Origin of the sequence: Stenotrophomonas nitritireducens, assembly GCF_001431425.1 — a bacterium.
Taxonomy (GTDB): Bacteria; Pseudomonadota; Gammaproteobacteria; order Xanthomonadales; family Xanthomonadaceae; genus Stenotrophomonas; species Stenotrophomonas nitritireducens.
Map to the genome: position 1 here is coordinate 251,515 of NZ_LDJG01000003.1, position 18,995 is coordinate 270,509.

The 18,995-nt window shown below is 69.3% G+C and carries 16 protein-coding genes; 7 read left to right on the forward strand and 9 right to left on the reverse strand.

Annotated elements, in window-relative coordinates:
* Positions 1-49 precede the first annotated feature (49 nt).
* Entirely contained in the window at positions 50-223 is a 174-nt protein-coding gene (locus ABB22_RS17675; protein WP_082443607.1) for a DUF1674 domain-containing protein, read from the reverse strand.
* Between the two features lie 39 nt (positions 224-262).
* On the opposite strand from ABB22_RS17675, the gene ygfZ reads away from it, so the two are divergent.
* Positions 263-1,123, forward strand: a complete 861-nt coding sequence (gene ygfZ / locus ABB22_RS03005) for a CAF17-like 4Fe-4S cluster assembly/insertion protein YgfZ (protein WP_055769401.1) — start codon at positions 263-265, stop codon at positions 1,121-1,123.
* 64 nt (positions 1,124-1,187) lie between these two features.
* Here ygfZ and ABB22_RS03010 read toward each other — a convergent pair whose 3' ends face one another.
* Entirely contained in the window at positions 1,188-2,282 is a 1,095-nt protein-coding gene (locus ABB22_RS03010) for an ABC transporter ATP-binding protein (RefSeq protein ID WP_055770322.1), read from the reverse strand.
* 347 nt (positions 2,283-2,629) lie between these two features.
* Here ABB22_RS03010 and zwf point away from each other — a divergent pair, with 347 nt between their 5' ends.
* The 5 genes from zwf (at position 2,630) to eda (ending at position 8,500) form a co-directional block, all read left to right on the forward strand.
* Positions 2,630-4,069 carry a glucose-6-phosphate dehydrogenase gene (zwf, locus tag ABB22_RS03015; protein WP_055769403.1) on the forward strand — a complete coding sequence of 480 codons (1,440 nt, stop codon included), beginning with the start codon at positions 2,630-2,632 and terminating at the stop codon, positions 4,067-4,069.
* Positions 4,066-5,073, forward strand: a complete 1,008-nt coding sequence (glk, locus tag ABB22_RS03020; protein ID WP_055769406.1) for a glucokinase — start codon at positions 4,066-4,068, stop codon at positions 5,071-5,073. Before zwf ends, glk begins: the two co-directional genes overlap by 4 nt.
* On the forward strand, positions 5,070-5,786 hold the full coding sequence (gene pgl / locus ABB22_RS03025) for a 6-phosphogluconolactonase (protein WP_055769408.1): 717 nt from the start codon (positions 5,070-5,072) through the stop codon (positions 5,784-5,786). Before glk ends, pgl begins: the two co-directional genes overlap by 4 nt.
* Positions 5,787-5,880: 94 nt before the next feature.
* Positions 5,881-7,797 carry a phosphogluconate dehydratase gene (gene edd, locus ABB22_RS03030; RefSeq protein ID WP_055769410.1) on the forward strand — a complete coding sequence of 639 codons (1,917 nt, stop codon included), beginning with the start codon at positions 5,881-5,883 and terminating at the stop codon, positions 7,795-7,797.
* A 43-nt stretch (positions 7,798-7,840) separates the two neighbouring features.
* On the forward strand, positions 7,841-8,500 hold the full coding sequence (gene eda / locus ABB22_RS03035; RefSeq protein WP_055769412.1) for a bifunctional 4-hydroxy-2-oxoglutarate aldolase/2-dehydro-3-deoxy-phosphogluconate aldolase: 660 nt from the start codon (positions 7,841-7,843) through the stop codon (positions 8,498-8,500).
* A gap of 85 nt (positions 8,501-8,585) precedes the next feature.
* Here the strand turns inward: eda and ABB22_RS03040 are convergent, their stop codons facing one another.
* The 3 genes from ABB22_RS03040 to ABB22_RS03050 all read right to left on the reverse strand — a co-directional run bounded on the left by ABB22_RS03040 (position 8,586) and on the right by ABB22_RS03050 (position 10,266).
* A complete protein-coding gene (locus ABB22_RS03040; protein ID WP_244481327.1) occupies positions 8,586-9,068 on the reverse strand; it encodes a GNAT family N-acetyltransferase in 483 nt (160 codons plus the stop codon).
* Between the two features lie 11 nt (positions 9,069-9,079).
* Complete coding sequence (locus ABB22_RS03045) at positions 9,080-9,346, reverse strand: type II toxin-antitoxin system TacA family antitoxin (protein WP_055769418.1); 267 nt, start codon at positions 9,344-9,346, stop codon at positions 9,080-9,082.
* Positions 9,347-9,450: 104 nt separating this feature from the next.
* Positions 9,451-10,266, reverse strand: a complete 816-nt coding sequence (locus tag ABB22_RS03050; RefSeq protein ID WP_161809340.1) for a DUF2306 domain-containing protein — start codon at positions 10,264-10,266, stop codon at positions 9,451-9,453.
* 232 nt (positions 10,267-10,498) lie between these two features.
* Here ABB22_RS03050 and ABB22_RS03055 point away from each other — a divergent pair, with 232 nt between their 5' ends.
* Positions 10,499-12,511 (forward strand): winged helix-turn-helix domain-containing protein, encoded by a 2,013-nt coding sequence (locus ABB22_RS03055; protein ID WP_055769422.1) that lies wholly within the window; start codon positions 10,499-10,501, stop codon positions 12,509-12,511.
* A gap of 198 nt (positions 12,512-12,709) precedes the next feature.
* On the opposite strand, the gene ABB22_RS03060 is transcribed toward ABB22_RS03055, so the two are convergent.
* The 4 genes from ABB22_RS03060 to ABB22_RS03075 form a co-directional block, all read right to left on the reverse strand.
* Positions 12,710-15,877, reverse strand: a complete 3,168-nt coding sequence (locus ABB22_RS03060) for a discoidin domain-containing protein (protein ID WP_152984012.1) — start codon at positions 15,875-15,877, stop codon at positions 12,710-12,712.
* Between the two features lie 127 nt (positions 15,878-16,004).
* Positions 16,005-16,841, reverse strand: coding sequence for a carbohydrate ABC transporter permease (locus ABB22_RS03065; RefSeq protein WP_055769423.1), 837 nt, complete (start codon positions 16,839-16,841; stop codon positions 16,005-16,007).
* Positions 16,838-17,719 carry a carbohydrate ABC transporter permease gene (locus tag ABB22_RS03070; protein ID WP_055769426.1) on the reverse strand — a complete coding sequence of 294 codons (882 nt, stop codon included), beginning with the start codon at positions 17,717-17,719 and terminating at the stop codon, positions 16,838-16,840. Before ABB22_RS03070 ends, ABB22_RS03065 begins: the two co-directional genes overlap by 4 nt.
* Positions 17,716-18,987: a sugar ABC transporter substrate-binding protein gene (locus ABB22_RS03075; RefSeq protein ID WP_055769427.1), complete on the reverse strand. Its 1,272-nt coding sequence runs from the start codon at positions 18,985-18,987 to the stop codon at positions 17,716-17,718. Before ABB22_RS03075 ends, ABB22_RS03070 begins: the two co-directional genes overlap by 4 nt.
* Positions 18,988-18,995: the final 8 nt, after the last annotated feature.

Genomic DNA, 18,995 nt, shown 5'->3' on the forward strand with positions numbered 1-18,995 from the left:
TGACTCGTTATCTCGGCTGGGCGGCGGTTGCCGCGTTGGCTGACGCTGCTCAGAAATCGATGCAGCGACCGTTTTTCTCCCAATCGCCGTAGCGCACCGGATCGAGTCCGCCGCGTCCGCCGATTTCCTGCGGGACCGATCCGGCATCGGGAAGCGGCTGCTTCTCCGGTTCCGGCAGGGTTTCGGTTCCGTCCTCGGGAGTGGGGGTTGTTTGGCCTATCATGATCGGTCTCGCAACGCACAAATTTTAGTCCCCGTTCACGTGTCTGACAACCTCGCCCCTCTTTTCAGCGGTTTGCGCACACTGCGCCAGCCCCAGGTGCTGGGCCTTTCCGGCCCGGACGCGGTCGCTTTCGCCCAGGCCCAGTTCGCCAACGACGTGGCGTCGCTGGCCGATGGCCATTGGCAATGGAATGCCTGGCTGACCGCCAAGGGGCGCGTGCTGGCGGTATTCCAGCTGCTGCGCATGGACCCGGAGCATCTGCTGCTGGTCTGCCACGATGGCGGCGCCGAGGCGATGACCGAACAACTGCGGCGCTTCGTATTCAGGCGCAAGCTGAACCTGGCGCCTGCCGGCACGCTCGCCGTCGAGGCCGCCTTCGATACCCCCGCCCTCGCCCGCGGCGCGGCGCTCGCCCGCCTGGAGGACGGCGCCATCGAGCTGGACGTCGGCAGTGCGGCGCGCCCGCGCATGCTGCGCCTGGCAGAGGCCGGCAACGCGCGGTACGAGGAGATGGCGGAGCTTGCCTGGCGCCAGTCGGACCTGCGCTTCGGGCTGCCGCGGCTGGACGACTCGCAGCGCGAACAATGGACGGCGCAACAGCTCGGACTGGATCGCCTGTCGGCCTACAGCGTGAAGAAGGGCTGCTACCCCGGCCAGGAAATCGTGGCGCGCACCCATTTCCTGGGCAAGGCCAAGCGCTCGCTGGTGTTGCTGCATACGGCCATCGCCAGTACGGCCGGCGACGCGGTGACCCAGGCCGGCACCAGCGTCGGTACCGTCGCCAGCAGCGCCGGCAGGCTGGCGCTGGCCGTGCTGCCACTGGAGCTGGCCGATGGCGTGCTGGAAATCGGTAGTGGAGAGGCCCAGCGCCTGGACCTGCTCGACGGACTGGCGCGCTGATGAAGCTGCCCACCAGCGGCAGCCTCCCGCCTGAACGGCTTTCCGGCATCGCGTAGCGGATCCGCTACGCGCCGGGCTCCAGGCGCAGGCCGCTGGCCGCGTCGAAGAAGTGCAGGGCCGCGGGCACGACCGCCACGCCGATCCCCTCGCCTGCCGCCGGCAGCGCCTGCGGCGGCACCCGCATCACCAGCGGCCGCGCGCCATGGCGCAGGTTGACGAACATCTCGTTGCCGACCGGCTCGATGCTCTCGATGAGCGCCTCGAACGCCGCCTCGCCGCCCCCCGGCTGCAGGTGCTCCGGGCGAATGCCGACCACCACCTCGCGCCCCAGCCAGTCCGGCGCCATCGAGGGACGGCCAAGCGGGATCCGCTGGCCCTCGCCCATGTCCAGCTCGAACCGCCCGTCGGTCGCAGCCTGCAACCTTCCCCGGAGCGTGTTCATGGCCGGGCTGCCGAGGAAGCCGGCGACGAACAGGTTGGCCGGCCGCTCGTACAGCGCCATCGGCGTGTCGATCTGCTGGATCACCCCGTCGTTGAGCACCACGATGCGCTGCCCCAGGGTCATCGCCTCGACCTGGTCATGGGTGACGTAGATCATCGTCGTACCCAGCTTGCGGTGCAGCTGCGCGATCTCGGTGCGCACCGAGTGGCGCAGCTTGGCATCGAGGTTGGACAAGGGCTCGTCCAGCAGGAACACCGCCGGCTCGCGCACCAGCGCGCGCCCCAGCGCCACGCGCTGGCGTTGGCCGCCGGACATCGCCCGCGGCAGCTTGTCGAGCATCCCGTCCAGCCCCAGCATGTCAGCGGCGGCCTGCACGCGGCGCGCGATTTCGGCCTTGTCGTGCCCGCGCAGCTTCAGCCCGAAGGCCAGGTTCTCGGCCACGGTCATGTGCGGGTAGAGCGCGTAGTTCTGGAACACCATGGCGATGTCGCGGTCTTTCGGCGCCACGTCGTTGACCACGCGCCCGCCGATGGACAATGTGCCGGCGCTTATTTCCTCCAGCCCGGCCACCATCCGCAGCAGGGTGGACTTGCCGCAGCCCGACGGCCCCACCAGGACCATCAACTCGCCGTCGGCGATATCGAAACTGGCCCCGTGCACGGCGACCTGGCCGTTGTCGTAGACCTTGCGCACCCCGTCGAACCGCACGTCCGCCATCGCCTGCCTCATTCATTCCGATCGCACCGCGGCAACCGGCGAAGTGGATGGCGACGCCTGCCGCCAACGCCCCGGGATGGTCGCTCCCGAATACGAATACAGTGGAAACATTCTGCCACGCAAACGTTTTCCCATGGCACCATCAACGGTTCGCGGCAGCGCCCGTGGAAGCCCATGCCGGCCCGCCTCCATGCGCCCGGGACGCACTCCCTTCGAGCCTGCCCCGCCCCGTTCCTCCAGAGCCGGCACGAGCGCGGCCGAAGGCCGCGGAACCCTCACCGGAACAGCAACCAGAACATAGCGAAGGGCGATTGACAACGATGTCATCAGACCACGAAACTCGGACCATGCACGACACCCTCCTCCTGTTCGGTGCCACAGGCGATCTGGCCCAGCGCTATCTCTTCCCCTCCCTGCTGCGCCTGCTGGGCGACGGCCTGCTCCCCGAGGACTTCCGGGTGCGCGCGATGGCCCTGTCGCCGCACGACACCGAAAAATTCCACGACATCCTGCGGCCGCGGCTGGAACAGGCGCTGCCGCAGGCCAGCCAGGACGACATCAACAACCTGCTGCGGCGCATCGACTACCGTTCGGTGGACCTGCGCGCACCCGCCTCGATCGCCGACGCGGTGCGCGAGTTCAACGGCCGCCGCTGCGTGAGCTACCTGTCGATCCCGCCGGGCCTGTACATCTCCACCTGCGAGGGCCTGGCCCTGGGCGGGGCGCTGAGCGCGCCGCACCGGCTGATGCTGGAAAAGCCGATCGGCTCGGACAGCACCAGCGCCGAGGAAATCCTGCAGTCGATCGGCGCGCTGATCGACGAGGACCGCGTATTCCGCATCGACCACTACCTGGGCAAGGCGGCAGTGCAGAACCTGATGGCGCTGCGCTTCGGCAATACCCTGCTGGAAGCGGTGTGGAACCGCAATTACATCGAGTCGGTGCACATCATGGTGGCCGAGAGCGACGGCGTGGACGGCCGCGACTCCTATTATTCGCGTTCCGGCGCGATGCGCGACATGGTGCAGAGCCACATCCTGCAGCTGCTGTGCCTGGTGGCGATGGAGCCGCCGGCCTCGCTGGAGGCCGATCGCATCCGCGACGAGAAGGTCAAGGTACTGCGCGCGCTGCGCCCGCTCGACGCCCGCCATGCCGCCAAGGACAGCGTGCGCGGCCGCTATACCGCCGGCACCATCAACGGCCAGCCGGCACAGGCCTACCAGCCGCCGGAAGGCAGCGAGGCCGAAACCTTCGTCGGCGTCACCGCGCACATCGACAACTGGCGCTGGGCCGGCGTGCCGTTCCATCTGGTCACCGGCAAGCGCCTGCCCGAGCGCACCACCCGCATCGAGGTCAACCTCAAGCCGGTCACGCACTGGCTGTTCGAACGTCCCGACCGCCGCCATGCCCAGCCCAACCGCCTGACCTTCCAGTTGCAGCCGCAGGAGAACATCCAGCTGGGGCTGATGAGCTCGCTGGCCGGCCCGGAATGGGGCGCGCTGGAACTGCAGCCGCTGGAACTGGAGCTGTCGGTGCCGACCGGCCTGCACCGCCGCATCGCCTACGAACGCCTGTTCCTGGACGCCTTCAACGGCAACCACGCGCTGTTCGTGCGCGACGACGAGGTGCGCGCGGCCTGGGCCTGGATCGACAGCGTCAGCGATGCCTGGAAGGCCGCCAACCTGCCGATGGAACCCTACCCGGCCGGCAGCTGGGGCCCGGACCAGGCGCACCTGTTCCTGCCAGCGGCCATCGTCGCCGACAACCGCGTGGACAACGAGCTGTGAGCAGTCCCGCGGAACACGTACTGGTTGCCGACATAGGCGGCACCAATGCGCGCTTCGCGCTGGCCGACACCTCGGCCGCCACGCCGCTGGACCCGGGCAGCATCGGTGAATACCCAGTGGCGCGCTTCCCGTCGCTGGCCGATGCCGCCGCTTGCTATCTGCAGGAACGCGGCGCCACCGCGCGCAGCGGCGTGTTCGCCGTCGCCGGACGCGTGGATGGCGACGAGGCGCGCATCACCAACCATCCCTGGGTGATCTCGCGCTCGCGTACCGCCGCGCAGCTGGGCATGTCCCGGCTGCACCTGATCAACGACTTCGTCGCCCAGGCGATGTCGGTGGCCCTGCTGCGGCCGGCCGACGTGGTCCAGATCGGCGGCGCCACCTGGCAGCCGGCCGCGCCGTCGGCACCACGCAACTACTGCGTGATCGGCCCGGGCACCGGGCTCGGCGTGGGCGGCCTGCTGGTCCGCGATGGCCGCTGCTATCCGCTGGCGACCGAAGGCGGGCATGCCAGTTTCGCACCGACCACGCCCGAGCAGATCCGCATCCTGGAGATCCTCACCCAGCAGTTCGGCCGCGTCTCCAACGAGCGCCTGATCTGCGGCCCCGGCCTGGTCAACCTGCACCGCACGCTGAGCGAGATCGCAGACCTGGATCCGGGGCAGCTGCAGCCTCCGCAGGTCAGCGAACGCGCCGCGGCCGGCGATCCGGTCGCCCTGCGCGCAATCGAAGTGTTCATGGACATCTTCGGCGCCGTCGCCGGCGATGCCGTGCTGGTGCAGGGCGCCTGGGATGGCGTATTCCTGACCGGCGGGCTGGTGCCGCGCCTGCTCGGGCCACTGCAGCATTCCGGGTTCCGCAGCCACTTCGAGAACAAGGGCCGCTTCACCGCGACGCTGTCGCAGGTGCCCTCGCTGGCCATCGTCCACCCCTGCCCCGGCCTGCTCGGCGCGGCCGCGTACGCGCTGGACCTGGAGCAGGCCCCCACTGGAGCATCCGCATGAGCACCCTTTCCGAACGCCTCACCCTGGTCCGCCATTCCGGCGAGGATGAGTGGACCGAAAGCGTGGCCCGCGAAATGGCGACGATCCTCGGCCACGAGATCGCCCAGCGCGGCCGCGCGCGCATGCTGCTGTCCGGCGGCACCACCCCGGCGCCGGTGTACGAGATGCTGGCCGAGCAGCCGCTGGAGTGGGCGCGCGTGGAAGTCGGCCTGGCCGACGAACGCTGGCTGTCGCCGCAGGACCGCGACAGCAATGCCTGGCTGGTGCGCCACAGCTTCCTCAACCAGGCCGAGGGGGCGCATTTCGACCCGCTGGTGCGCGTGGGCAAATCGCTGGCCGAATGCGTGCATGACGCCAACCTGCAGGCCGAGCATTCGCAACCGGCCTGCCTGGTGGTGCTGGGCATGGGCAACGACGGCCACACCGCCTCGCTGTTCCCCGGTTCGCGCGACCTTGAACGCGCCCTGCAGGGCAGCAAGCCGTATGCGGCGCTGGACGCCAGCGGCTGCCCGGTCGCCAGGGACTGGCACCTGCGCATCACCCTGACCCCGCGCGGCCTGGCTTCCATCGGCACCCGCCTGCTGCTGCTGCGCGGCAAGCAGAAGCTCGAAGTGCTCGAGGCCGCGCTCGCTTCCGGCGACGTGCGCCGCTACCCGATCCTGGCCGCCATCGACGCGCCCGGCACGAAACTGCGCGTGCACTGGTGCGCGTGAGCGAGGCCGGTCCCACGCAATGCCCGCTGTCCCGGACGCGGGAATTCAGACAAAGGGCGGCATCCGCCCGCCCATCCTCCATCGCTGGTAGCCCATGAGCCTGCATCCGAAAATCCACGCCATCACCGAACGCATCGTCCAGCGCAGCGCCCCGTCGCGCGCGGCCTACCTGGCGGGCATCGATGCCGCGCTGCGCGAAGGTCCGTTCCGTTCGCGCCTGAGCTGCGGCAACCTGGCCCACGCCTTCGCCGCCTGCGGCCCGACCGACAAGGGCCGGCTGCGCGGCGACGTGACGCCCAACCTGGGCATCATCACCGCCTACAACGACATGCTCTCGGCGCACCAGCCGTTCGAGCACTACCCGCAGCTGATCCGCGACGCCGCGCGCGACCTCGGCGCCACCGCACAGGTCGCCGGCGGCGTACCGGCGATGTGCGACGGCGTCACCCAGGGCCGCGGCGGCATGGAACTGTCGCTGTTCTCGCGCGACATCATCGCCCAGGCCACCGCCATCGGGCTGAGCCACGACATGTTCGACGCCACCATCCACCTGGGCGTGTGCGACAAGATCGTGCCGGGCCTGCTGATCGGCGCGCTGGCGTTCGGCCACCTGCCGGCGGTGTTCGTGCCGGCCGGGCCGATGACCCCGGGCATTCCCAACAAGAAGAAGGCCGAGGTGCGCGAGCGCTACGCCGCCGGCGAAGCGACCCGCGAGGAACTGCTGCAGGCCGAGTCCGACTCCTACCATGCGCCGGGCACCTGCACCTTCTACGGCACCGCCAACTCCAACCAGGTGCTGCTGGAGGCGATGGGCGTGCAGTTGCCGGGGTCTTCCTTCGTCAACCCGGAACTGCCGCTGCGCGACGCGCTGACCCGCGCCGCCACCGCGCGCGCGCTGGAGATCTGCGCACTGGGCGACGACTTCCGGCCGCTGGGCCGGCTGATCGACGAGCGCGCCATCGTCAATGCCGTCGTCGCGCTGATGGCCACCGGCGGCTCGACCAACCACACCATCCACTGGATCGCGGTGGCGCGCGCAGCCGGCATCGTGCTGACCTGGGACGACATGGACCAGCTCTCGCAGACCGTGCCGCTGCTGGCGCGCGTCTATCCCAATGGCGAGGCCGACGTGAACCGCTTCGCCGCCGCCGGCGGTCCGGGTTTCGTGTTCCGCGAGCTGATGGACGCCGGGCTGATGCATGACGACCTGCAGACCATCGCCGAGGGCGGCATGCGCGCCTACGCGCAGGAACCGCGGCTGATCGACGGCAAGGTCGTCTATGCGCCGGCCGTCGCGCAGAGCGCGGATGCCGAGGTGGTGCGCCCGGCCGCCGAGCCGTTCGAGGCCCAGGGCGGCCTGCGCCTGCTCAAGGGCAACATCGGCAGTTCGCTGATCAAGCTGTCGGCGGTGAAGCCGCAGTACCGCACGATCGAAGCGCCGGCCGTGGTCGTGGATGCGCCGCAGGCGCTGAACAAGCTGCATGCCGCCGGCGCCCTGCCGCAGGACTTCGTCGCCGTGGTCCGCTACCAGGGCCCGCGGGCGAACGGCATGCCGGAACTGCACTCGCTGGCGCCGCTGCTGGGCCTGCTGCAGAACCAGGGGCGGCGCGTGGCGCTGGTCACCGACGGCCGCCTGTCCGGTGCCTCGGGCAAGATCCCGGCCGCCATCCACGTCACCCCCGAGGCCGCGCGCGGCGGCCCCATCGCCCGCGTCCGCGAGGGCGACATCGTCCGCCTGGACGGCGAGGCCGGCACGCTGGAAGTGCTGGTGGACGCCACCGAATGGGCGGCGCGCGGCATCGCCGCCAACACCGCACCGGCCGGCAACGACCTGGGCCGCAACCTGTTCGCGATGAACCGCCGCATCGTCGGCCCGGCCGACCAGGGCGCCATCTCGATCTCCTGCGGACCGGCGCGGCCCGATGGCGGCGTCTGGGAATACGATGCCGAGTACGAGCTCGGCCACGATGCGGCCGCCGCTGCGGCCCCGCACGAAGCCAAGGACGCCTGACCTCCACGGGCCGCACGGCGGCCCGCTCCACCGGAACAACGCCATGACCATTGCCCAGCACCAGGACCGCGCCGAACACCTGCTCACCGCCGCCGGCATCCTGCCCGTCGTCACCGTCCATACCCTAGACCAGGCGCGCGCGGTCAGCGCCGCGTTGCTGGAAGGCGGCCTGCCGGCCATCGAACTGACCCTGCGCACGCCGGTGGCGATGGAAGCGCTGTCCATGCTCAAGCGCGAGCTTCCCGACGTGGTGGTCGGCGCCGGCACGGTGCTGACCGTCGAGCAGATGCGCCAGGCCATCGACGTCGGCGCCGACTTCCTGGTGACCCCGGGCACGCCGGCGCACATGGCCGACGCACTGGCCAAGGCGCCGTTGCCGGTGGTGCCGGGCGCTGCATCGCCCACCGAACTGCTGGCGCTGCTGGCGCGCGGCTTCCGCGTCTGCAAGCTGTTTCCGGCCACCGCCGTGGGCGGGCTGGCGATGATCAAGGGCGTGGCCGGGCCGATTCCCGAACTGAAGCTGTGCCCCACCGGCGGCATCACCGAAGCCACCGCGGCCGACTACCTCGGGCAGAAGAACGTGGTCTGCATCGGCGGTTCGTGGATGGTGTCCGACGCCTGGATCCGCAACGGCCAGTGGGACGAGGTCAGGAAATCCGCCGCCGCCGCAGCTGCCATCGTGCGCTCGGTGCGCGCCGGCTGAAGGAAAAACCGGAGTCAGGGTGCAGTTTCCCGGGCAACTGCACCCTGAGCCCGGTTTTCCCGAAAGAACGGCGGTCCTGCCGTTTTCAACGGCTGCCGGCATCCAGCCGCAGCATCAGCACCAACGGCTGCAATGGCGAAGGCTGGAAGCCGTGGTGCATGTAGAACTGCTGCGCGCGTTCATGCAGCGCGTGCACCAGCAGGGCGCGCACGCCGGCCTGCGCGGAGACACCCACGACACGCCGCACCGCATCCATCAGCAGGTCGCCTCCCAGGCCGAGCCCGTGCGCCGGCCTGTCCACCGCCAGACGTCCCAGCACGATGGCCGGCACCGGGTCAGGCATGTTGCGCTTGATGCGGCCCAGCGCCAGCTCATGTGAAATCGCCCCGGCCGCCAGCACGTAATAGCCGCGCACGACGTTGTCCGCATCCGCCACGACGAAGGTACGGCTGGCCCCACCCAACTGATTGACCAGCGCGCGCTTTTTCAACCAGTCGTCAAGCCCGCTTTCACCACAGCCGAAATCATCCAACCGATGCGCGCTGGTCAGCGCCACCGGTTCGGCCAAGGGCAGACGCATCAGCTCTTTTCCCAGATCGGCCTGCGTGCCAGCAACCGCTCCAGACCAGGATTCGGCTTGGGCGGCGCATCCAGCATCGCCTTGAACTGCTCGAACTTCTCCGCGTCCAGGGTGAAGAACACCTGGTCCAGCACCACTTCCTGCGCACGCCGGCAGGCGGTTTCCAGCATGAAATCGGAGCGGCTCTTGCCCAGCAGGCTGGCCGCCTGGTCGATCAGGTCACGTTGTTCGGGCAAGGCCCGCAGATTGATGGCAGCGGCACGCATGGCCCATGCCCTCCGATACACAAAAGATGTACAGATACTGGACCTACGTATATCTATTGTCAACACAATGCCGGTAGTGCCGTGGCGGGGCCGGGTGCATCCCTTCAACCGGTCACAAGCTGCAGCAGGTGCCTGCCATATTTGCCGGTGCCGGTAGCGCTCACCACGACCACCGCATAGACGAAGACCGCGGCGACCGCGGCCAATCCTGCCAGCGCTGGCCAGCGCCATGCAGGCGGCAAGACGATCCGTCTGTGCTTGTTGCGGATGAAGAACTCGGCGACCAGCAGGTTGGGGACGAAGAACAGGTAGAGCAGCGCATAATCGAAAAAGCCGCTGGCCTCGCCCGGCCCGATACCGGCGCCGCCGGTAAGGTCTTTCCAGGCGCGGAATTCGATATCGAACAGCCACGAGCCGAGCACCATGGCGAACAGCCGGATGACCCACGCCCGGTGCAGGTCGAACCGCCGCCCCCGCGCATGGACATAGGCCATGACCGCGCTGAGCATCATCACCCCGCCCCAGATGCCGAACGCGACCGACGCCGCTGGCTCATAGGCGCCGTGGGCGAAGATGAAGGACAGCCCGCCGCAGCCGGCCAGGAACCCGGCGCTCACATAGACCCGCCCGGTCCAGCGATGCACGGCCCGGTGACGCGCGCGGATCGTGGCCGAGAACAGGATCGGCCAGGCGAACAGCAGGATCGCCCCCATCGCGAAGTGCATCCCGATGCCGATGTTGGCGACCCAGTCCGACAGGGCAGGCATCGGCTGGCCTTCGAGCAGGGGCCGCCACTGCGCGAAATTCCGGAACGTCGCGCCGCTGGCGCGGAGCAGGATGTAGCTGCCGAAAACCGCCATGCCGGCCAGCGCCACCAGACGGAACAGGCGACCGCTCCAGCGCAGCAGGCGCTCGTCCATCGCGTGCGCCGCCGGCCGGCGTTGTCCCGCGGCCACCCTGGCGTGTTCATTCATGGCACTCTCTCCCGGCGCTGATGGCGTGTTGCGCAAGCGTCCCTCCCCGGCTTCGGCAGGTCTTTCGGAACGGCTCAGGCCATGCGCAGGTTCGTGAGGAAAAGCTTAGGAAGCGCCTGACCGCCGCAGGCCGCAGGCAGATTGTTGACAAGAATGGCTTTCACCCTCCGGAGCCGATATGCCGCAATTCCCCCCGCAACGGTTCGCCTTCGACGATGTGGTCATCGACCTTGCCGGGCGCCGGCTGTGGCGGGCCGGGCGGGAGCAGGCGCTGGAGCCCAAGGCATTCGCCGTGCTGGCGCTGCTGGCCGGCGCGCCCGGCCGCGCGTTCACCCGGGACGAGATCCTCGATGCCGTCTGGGGCCACCGCCACGTCACCCAGAGCGTGCTCAACCGGATCATGAGCCTGTTGCGCCAGGCGCTGGGCGAGGATGCGGCGCACCCGCGGCGGCTGCATACGGTGCATGGCATCGGTTACCGCTTCGACCTGCCGGTCGCGGCGGCCGGCACCGAAGCCGAAGTCCCGGCGCCTCCCGGCGACGACGGAGCCGGCACCGTCCCGGCGGCGCCCGCGCCATCCGGTGGGCACCGGCACCGGCCAGCCATCGCCGTGATCGTCATGGCCGTAGTGCTGTCGATGCTCGCTGCACTCGCATGGCTGTTGCCGTCAGGACCGTGGCGGACGGCCACGGACCGGCCTGCCGCCGAGGTGTCGCTGGCCGTGCTCCCGTTCGAGGACCTGTCCCGGGCCGGCGACCAGGGCTATCTGGCCGACGGCCTGGCCGAGCAAATCCTCGACCAGCTGGCGCAGGCGCCTGCGCTGCGCGTGGTTGGGCGCACGTCGAGCTTCTCGTTCAAGGGCAGGCACGAAACGCCGCGGGCGATAGGCAGGAAGCTCGGCGTCGACCATCTGCTGCAAGGCAGCGTCCGCCGCGAGGGCGACCGCCTGCGGGTCACCGCCCAGCTGCTCCGCGCTGCGGACGGCCGCTATCTCTGGTCGAAGACCTACGCGCGCGAGCTGCGCGACGTATTCGCGGTACAGGACGAAATCTCCCGCGACGTGGCGCTCGCCCTGAGCGTGAAACTGAACGTGGCCCGGTTCAACCGCGGACAGGGCGGCACCACCCAGGTCGAGGTCTACGAACGCTACCTGCGCTGGCGCGGCATCGTCATGGCCGAACACTTCGACCTGGAACACGACCGCGAACGCCTGCGCCTGGCGCGGGAAATGGTCGCCATGGACCCGCAGTGCGTGCTGTGCCGCGATGCGCTGGCTGCGTCGTTGAACGCCATGGCGCAGGAGCTTGGCGGTGCGCAGGCGCGACAGCTCAGGGCCGAAGCGCAGCAGGTGCGTGCGCAGATCGCGCGCATCGCGCCGGACAGCTGGATGGCCAGGCGCGAGCGCGCCAATGCGCTGTGGCGCGAAGGCAGCCGGGCCGAGGCCATCGTACTGGCCAGGCAGATCGCGGAGTCCGGCCCGCCAAGCAAGGAGCGCGTCTGGGACTACGTGTTCATGCGCTATGCCATGGGCCACCTGGACGACACCATCGCCCTGGTGGAGCAGGCGCGCGCCGTCGAGCCGATGGCGCTCTACCTTTCGCGCGACCTGCAGTACGACTACACCGCCGCGCGCCGCTATGCCGATGCCGAATCCGAATACCTGCGCGGCAGGACGCTGGAGGGCAGCCAGCTGGAACCGGATGCCGTGGCCTTCTTCCGCCAGCTCGCCGGCAGGCGTCCGGGCGGGATCGAGGAACTGCGCGGGCTCCACCAGCGCCTGCTCGGCAAGGGCCGGGATTTCGATACGCCGTTCTTCGCCGCGCTCGGCGGCGCGCTGGACGACCGCGCGGCCATGCTCGCCCTGGTCCGCAAGGCACTGGCCGACCCCAGCTATGGCGGCGGCAGCGAACGCGCCTACGTCTGGACCAGCGTGGCCGATGCACTGGGCGATGCCGGGCTGGCGGTGGCGACGCTGCGTGCGGGCCTGGAAGCACAGGAGGGCTTCGCCGAAGGGGCGATGGCACCGGCAGCCTACGTCGCCCTGTGGAACGCCCCCTACTCCGACCTGCGCGCCCATCCCGATTTCAAGAAGCTGCTGGTCCAAACCGGCGTCGCCGGCTACTGGCGGCAGACCGGCCATTGGGGTGACGGCTGCCAGCCGTTGGGAACGCAGGACTTCCAGTGCCGGTAAGCCCCGCGCGGTGCGCCGCGCCCACGGGAAAGATTCACATCCCGTCCGCACGCCGCGCGCAAACCCGATCCACGCGCAGGCCAGGACTGCGCCCCCGCGGCTCGGCGATACGGACGCCCGCGTCGGCAGCGCAGCCTTGAGCCGCCCTGCCAGCGCGAAGACGGCCGCTAGCCGCAGAAGCGGTGGCGGACTCGGCTCTCAGCGGCGGCCGCGCTCGCCGCGCCGCAGCTCGGCCGGGATCTCGATCTCGACCTTCGCCGGCAGCGCCATGATCCGCAGTTCGTTGCCCGACCACGGCGCCGGTTCACCATTGACGCTGGCCTGGCCGGGCGCGCCTTCGTAGGGCCACGGCAACACCAGCCCGCCGGCGGGAAGGCGCAGGCCATCGCCGACCTTCAGGGTCAGCTGCCGGTCGCTGCGCACCAGCGAGTACTGCAGGCGGCCATGCGCGGTGCGCAGGCCTGCGACGGCGACGCCCTTGCCCGCCAGCCAGGTTGCCGGCACGCCGGCGGCAAGCACGATGGCGTCGTCGATCTCGCGCTCGTAAGCGAACATGTCCAGCGCCGAACGCACGAAGTCCGAGGCCACCCAGGCATGCGGCAGGTCGCCGACGAAGAACGGCGTGCGCGGCGTCGAGGACACCACTTCGGCCCACTGGTTCCAGGCCGGCGGCGCGCGATCCTTGAAAAAGAACTCGCTGGCTTCCCATGCGCGTTCGCGCCAGCCCAGGCGCACGAACGCACCGACGTTGCGCCACTCGTAGGGGGTGTAGTCCTTCCACTGCCGCTTGCCGTCGCGGCGCTCGACGAACTGCCGCCAATAACGTTCGAAGGTGTTGTCCAGCGCCGGTTGCGGCAGGCGGCCCTGCTCGCCTCCAGGCGCCAGCGCGATGGTGGTCGAGGTCGCGTCGAAATCGCCCAGTTCCACCGAGCCTGGCAGGTAGTCGATCCGGTGCGCGGCCATGGTCGCGCGCAGCGAGTCGTCCAGGTCCTGGCGGAACTGGTCGCGCGAACCGGCCATCGCTTCGGCCTCGGTTTCCAGCCCCAGCGCCACGGCCATGTCGGCCGCGTCCTTGTAGCCGCGCAGCGCCCAGAAATCGTCCCAGTACGAATGCACCGGCTTGGCCGAGTAGCCCTCGTGGCTGATCGAGGCCGGCATCATTCCGTAGAAGCCCGGGTTGCGCGCGCGGTTTTCCTCCGTGCGCTCGCCCAGCCGCAGGTCTTCCATGTAGCCCCAGGCCGCCAGCACGTGCGGCCACATGCGCTGCAGGAAAACCGTGTCGCCGGTGTGCCGCCAGTACTCGGCGATGGCGTGGATCAGCTCGCCATGGCTGTCGTTCTCCGGCACCGGATCGCTGCCGCGCGCATCCACGCAGCACGGCACCATGCCACTGTCGAACTGGTAGGGCGCATACCAGTCCAGATACTGTCGCACCGCATCCTCGCGGCCCAGGCGCAGCAGGCCTTCGGAAATCATCGCGCCGTCGCGAATCCAGCTGCGCGCATACGAGCGCGTGCCCGGCTGCAGGCTCGGCCCCACCCGCGAGATCAGCATGTGCGCCAGCGCGGTGCGCAGCGTGTCGGCCAGCGGCTGGCCGGCGTCGGGCAGTTGCAGCCGTACCTGGTCCAGCTTCTGCCGCCACATCGCCGCGACCTGCTGCTGCGCCTTGTCGGCATCGAAGCCGGCCGGCATCGCCCAGGCGCCGGTCTGCGGCAGCACCAGCGCGACCTCGCGGCTCTGCCCCGGCTCCAGCTTCCACGTGTAAAGCATCGCACCGGACGCCAGCCCGGTCGGATCCCTCACCTCGCGCGTTCCCGGCAGAGTCTTGTCGGCCAGGTGGGCGACGTCGAGCTTGCTGTCGAACGCGCTGGCGAAGCCGGCGTCGGGCGGCGTCGCGGCGAACACCTGCGGCTTGCCGTTGACCGCTACCTGCCCGCCCTGGATCGCCAGCCGTTCGATCCGGCTGACGCCGCCAACGGTGTTGAGGAACTGGCTCGGCGGGTTGACCTGGAACGGGCGTACCGCCAGCGCCAGCCGGTACTCGTGCGCCACCTTGTCAGGGTTGTGCAGGCGGTAACGCGCCACCAGCTGCGCCTGTTCGGGGCGGCCCTGCACGAAGCCGGTCACCTGCAGGTCGAACTTGTCGTGCTTCCAGTCGACCGAGGGAACCGGCAGGTAGCCGTCCTGCAGGCGCTGGCCGGTCGTCACGTCGGCCCAGCCCAGCACCTTGCCGTCCAGCACCACGAACGGCTCGATGCTGAAGCCGGCCCGCACCGCTTCCAGCGTGCCGTCCTCGCCCATCAGGGCCTGCTCGCGGCCGCCGTCCAGGCCGAGCAGGGTCCAGTACGCTTGTTCGCCGCTGAAACCACGCGGCAGCGCGCCGCGTGGCAGGTCGCGCGCCACCGAGCGCACGAAATCGTTCGGCGTGTCGGCGAAATCCAGCGGCTTCAGGCTGATGTCACGGATGCCATAGCGCCAGCTGGGACCGTCGATCAGGTCGAAGCGCAGGTAGCGCGCCTCGGTCTCGGGCAGCGCCAGCCAATCGCGTCCACCACCGCCGGCGGTGACCTCGCGCAGCTTGCGCCAGTCGCGCCCGTCGCTGGAGGCCTGCACCGTGTAGCGCGATGCCTCCAGTCCCGGCACCCACTGGATCACCGCGCCGCCGAACTCGCGCACCTTGCCCAGGTCCAGGCTGACGGTCTGCTGCTTGACCCCGCCGCTGATCCACACCGTGTCCGGCTTGCCGTCGGCGATGCGCTGCTGCAGCGCGGTCGCGGTGTCGGCGATGACGGAGGCAGTCAGCGCCGAGGTGTCTTCCCTGGGCAACGGCTGCAGCGTCAGCTGGTCGAAACAGACCGTGCCCTTGCCGCCCACCTTGCTGTAGATGGTGAACTCCACCGCGGCACTGCGGCGCAGGATCTTGTCCTGGCCCGGCCCCCAGGCCTTCTCGATGTGGCGCTTGCGGTAGCTCACCCGCGTCCAGTTCTTCGGGAAGGTATAGCCGCCGCGGTTGACCCACCACACGTTGTCGCCGCTGGCATCGATCAGCTTGAACTGCAGGTCGTTGGCCGGCGAATCGCCGCGCAGCCCGAACGACACCTGGTAGTTTTCCGGCCAGGTGACATCCAGCCGGCGACGGATGCCCGCATAGCCGGAAACCTCGTGGAAGTCGTAGTCCAGGCACAGTGCGCGGCCGACATTGCCGCTCACCGGCCGCAGCGAGCCGCTGACCTGCGGCGAGGTGACCAGCTGCCAGGCGCCGATGTCGTCGAACTTCGCCAGCACCCGGCTTCCGCCCTCGGCCGCCAGCCCGTTGCCGGCCAGTGCGGCGATGGAAAACAGCAGGAGGGCGAGGTGCTTTTTCATCACGACGGATCTGGAGTTGTCGGCGGCCGGTGCTGGATTTTCGCAGATTGCGGGAGCACCGCGACGGTGCTTGCGGGGGAAAGCATCTGCAGGATGCGCACCTCTGTGCGCCCCTGCAGGGGGCCGGTCAGCCTTTGACGCTGCCCAGCAGCAGGCCCTGGATGTAGTAGCGCTGCAGCAGCAGGAACAGCAGCAGTACCGGCAGCACCGTGATCACCGCGCCGGCCATCATCATCTCCACGTCCATGATGTGTTCGCGCGAGAGCGAGGCCAGCGCCACCGGCAGGGTGTAGTGCTCCTGGTCGGTCAGTACGATCAGCGGCCACATGAAGTCGTTCCATGCGCCCATGAAGGTGAAGATCGCCAGCGTCACCAGCACCGGCTTGAGCATGGGCAGCACGATCTGGAAGAAGATGCGCGCCTCGCTGGCACCATCGATGCGCGCGGCCTCCAGCAGTTCGTCGGGGATCGAGCGCGCGTACTGGCGTACCAGGAAGATGCCGAACACGCTGGCCAGCGCCGGCACCACCACCCCGCCCCAGGTGTTGACCAGCCCCAGCTGCTTCATCAGCAGGAACAGCGGCAGCATCGCCACCTGTGCCGGGATCACCAGCGCCGCCAGCAGTCCCTGGAACACCCGCTCGCGGCCGGCGAAGCGCAGTTTGGCGAAGGCATAGCCGGCCAGCGTATTGAACAGCAGCGAGCCCAGGGTGATGGCCACCGACATGCCCAGGCTGTTGAGGAAGTTGCCGGCCATGCCGGTGCGTGCGAACAGTTCGCGGTAGTTGCCGGCGGTGGCCTGCGCCGGCAGCAGCGGCGGTGGGAACTGCGAGGCCTGCCCGCTGGGCATGAACGACACCGACACCATCCACGCCAGCGGCGCCAGGCTGACCAGGGCCAGCAACAACAGGGCGCCGTTTACCCACCAGCCCCAGCTACGTGACTGGCCGATCTCGCGGCTCATACCAACTCCCTCCGTTTGCCGAAGCGCAGCATCAGCGTGGTCACGCCGAGGATGATCAGGAACAGCAGGAACGCCACCGCCGAGGCGCGGCCCAGGTTCCACCACTTGAAGCCTTCCTCGAACATGAAATACAGCACGCTCACCGTGCTCTGCAGCGGATCGCCGCGGGTCATCACGTAGGGCTCGGCGAACAACTGGAAATAGCCGGACACGGTGATCACCCCGACCACCAGCAGCACCGGCCCGAGCATCGGCAGGGTGATGTGCAGGAACTGCATCCAGCGCGAGGCGCCGTCGATGCGCGCGGCCTCGTACAGGTCCCTGGGGATGGCCTGCAGCCCGGCCAGGAAGATCACCATGTTGTAGCCGAAGTTCTTCCACACCGCGAACAGGATGATGGTCGGCATCGCCCAGTGCGGGTCGCCCAGCCAGTCCACTGGATGGATGCCGGCGTGCCCCAGCGCCCAGTTCACCAGCCCGTAGCGGGTGTGGAACAGGTAGCGCCAGATCACCGCCACCGCCACCAGCGTGGTCACCACCGGTGCGAACAGCGCGGTGCGGAACAGGGCCTTGAAGCGCGCCGCCGGCGCGTTGAGCAGCATCGCCGCGCCCAGCGACAGGGCGATGGACAGCGGCACGCCCAGCACCACGAAATACGCGGTGTTGCCCAGCGACTTCCAGAACATCGGCGTGCGCAGCAGGTCCAGGTAGTTGTGCAGGCCGACGAAGCGCAGGTTGTGCGGGTCGGCCAGCGCATACAGGTCGAAGTCGGTCAGGCTCAGCGCCAGCGCCGACAGCACCGGCAGGCCGAAGAACACGCCGATGACGATCAGCGCGGGTGCGGCGAACACCCAGCCGGCAAGCGGTCGCCGCTTCATCGCGCCGCCTCCGCGCCTTGCTGTTCGACGATCCAGCGCCGCTTGGCCAGGATGTCGTCCACCTGCCTGTCCAGTTGTTGCACTGCCTTGTCCTGCGGCAGGCTGCCGCGCACGACCTGCTCGGTCACCACCCGCATCTGCTGGGCGATGCGCTCCCACTCCAGCACCTTGGGCGTGGGCTTGACCCGCTCCAGCTGCTCGCCGAAGGCCGCCGCCAGCGGGTCGTCGCGCAATGCCGCGCTCTGCCACACGCTGCGGCGTGGCGGCAGGTCGCCGATGAGGGCGTGGAAACGCTGCTGCATGGCCGGTCGCGACAGGAACTCGATCAGCTTCCACGCCGCCTGCTTGTGCTGCGAGGACTGGAAGATCACCAGGCTGGTGCCGCCGGCGATGCCGGCCCCGGGCCCGTGCGGCCCCGGCAGCGGCGCGGTGCCCCACTCGCCCTCCAGCGACGCCGGTTGGCGCTGCCGGAACTCGCGGATGTTCCAGGGCCCGGACAGGTAGAACACGGTGAAGCCGCGGAAGAACTCGTCCCAGACATTGGATATCTGGGTTTCGGACATCTTCGGCGCCCAGCCCTGCTCGAACATATTGGCGTAGAAGCCCAGCGCGCGGCGGAAACCGGGGCTTTCGAAATTGCCGCGGGTGTCGTGGTCGCGCAGCAGCGCATCGTCCTGCTGCAGGGCCAGCGACAGCTGCGGCTCGAATTCGTTGAGCGGCATCAGCACCGGGTAGCGGTTCGCGCCGATCACCTGCTTCAACGCCGCGTTCATCCGCTCCCACTCGGCCCAGTCGCGCGGCGGATGGTCGTAGCCGGCCTGCCGCAACAGGTCCTTGCGGTAGAACAGCAGCCGCGTATCCACGTACCAGGGAATGCCGACCAGCTGCCCCTCGACCACGTTGGTATCCCAGATGCCTGGGAAATAGTCCTCGGGCACGACCTCGCGCGAGGCGGCCACATAGGGCTGCAGCGGCGTGAGCGAGCGCAGGGTGGCGAACTCGGGAATCCAGGTATTACCAAGCTGGCAGATGTCCGGCAGGCCCTCGGCCGCGTAGGCGGTCAGCAGTTTCTCGTGCGCTGCCGTCCACGGGATGTTCTGCACGTCGACGCGGATGCCCGGATTCTCGGCCTCGAACTCGCGCACCAGTTCGCCGACCACCTCGGCCTCGCGCCCCATCGCCCAGAAGCGCAGGGTGATGCCGTCCGGCGGCCGCGCACAGCCGGCCAGCAGGAGCAGGCACAACAATGCGGACACGCGCAGCGCCATCGCCCCGG

Bases quoted from the DNA above. Each gene is read 5' to 3' on its own strand.
- ABB22_RS17675 (WP_082443607.1), bottom strand. From the start codon at position 223: ATGATAGGCCAAACAACCCCCACTCCCGAGGACGGAACCGAAACCCTG.
- ABB22_RS03010 (WP_055770322.1), bottom strand. From the start codon at position 2,282: ATGGCGGACGTGCGGTTCGACGGGGTGCGCAAGGTCTACGACAACGGC.
- zwf (WP_055769403.1), top strand. From the start codon at position 2,630: ATGCACGACACCCTCCTCCTGTTCGGTGCCACAGGCGATCTGGCCCAG.
- pgl (WP_055769408.1), top strand. From the start codon at position 5,070: ATGAGCACCCTTTCCGAACGCCTCACCCTGGTCCGCCATTCCGGCGAG.
- edd (WP_055769410.1), top strand. From the start codon at position 5,881: ATGAGCCTGCATCCGAAAATCCACGCCATCACCGAACGCATCGTCCAG.
- eda (WP_055769412.1), top strand. From the start codon at position 7,841: ATGACCATTGCCCAGCACCAGGACCGCGCCGAACACCTGCTCACCGCC.
- ABB22_RS03045 (WP_055769418.1), bottom strand. From the start codon at position 9,346: ATGCGTGCCGCTGCCATCAATCTGCGGGCCTTGCCCGAACAACGTGAC.
- ABB22_RS03050 (WP_161809340.1), bottom strand. From the start codon at position 10,266: ATGGACGAGCGCCTGCTGCGCTGGAGCGGTCGCCTGTTCCGTCTGGTG.
- ABB22_RS03055 (WP_055769422.1), top strand. From the start codon at position 10,499: ATGCCGCAATTCCCCCCGCAACGGTTCGCCTTCGACGATGTGGTCATC.
- ABB22_RS03060 (WP_152984012.1), bottom strand. From the start codon at position 15,877: ATGAAAAAGCACCTCGCCCTCCTGCTGTTTTCCATCGCCGCACTGGCC.
- ABB22_RS03065 (WP_055769423.1), bottom strand. From the start codon at position 16,841: ATGAGCCGCGAGATCGGCCAGTCACGTAGCTGGGGCTGGTGGGTAAAC.
- ABB22_RS03070 (WP_055769426.1), bottom strand. From the start codon at position 17,719: ATGAAGCGGCGACCGCTTGCCGGCTGGGTGTTCGCCGCACCCGCGCTG.
- ABB22_RS03075 (WP_055769427.1), bottom strand. From the start codon at position 18,987: ATGGCGCTGCGCGTGTCCGCATTGTTGTGCCTGCTCCTGCTGGCCGGC.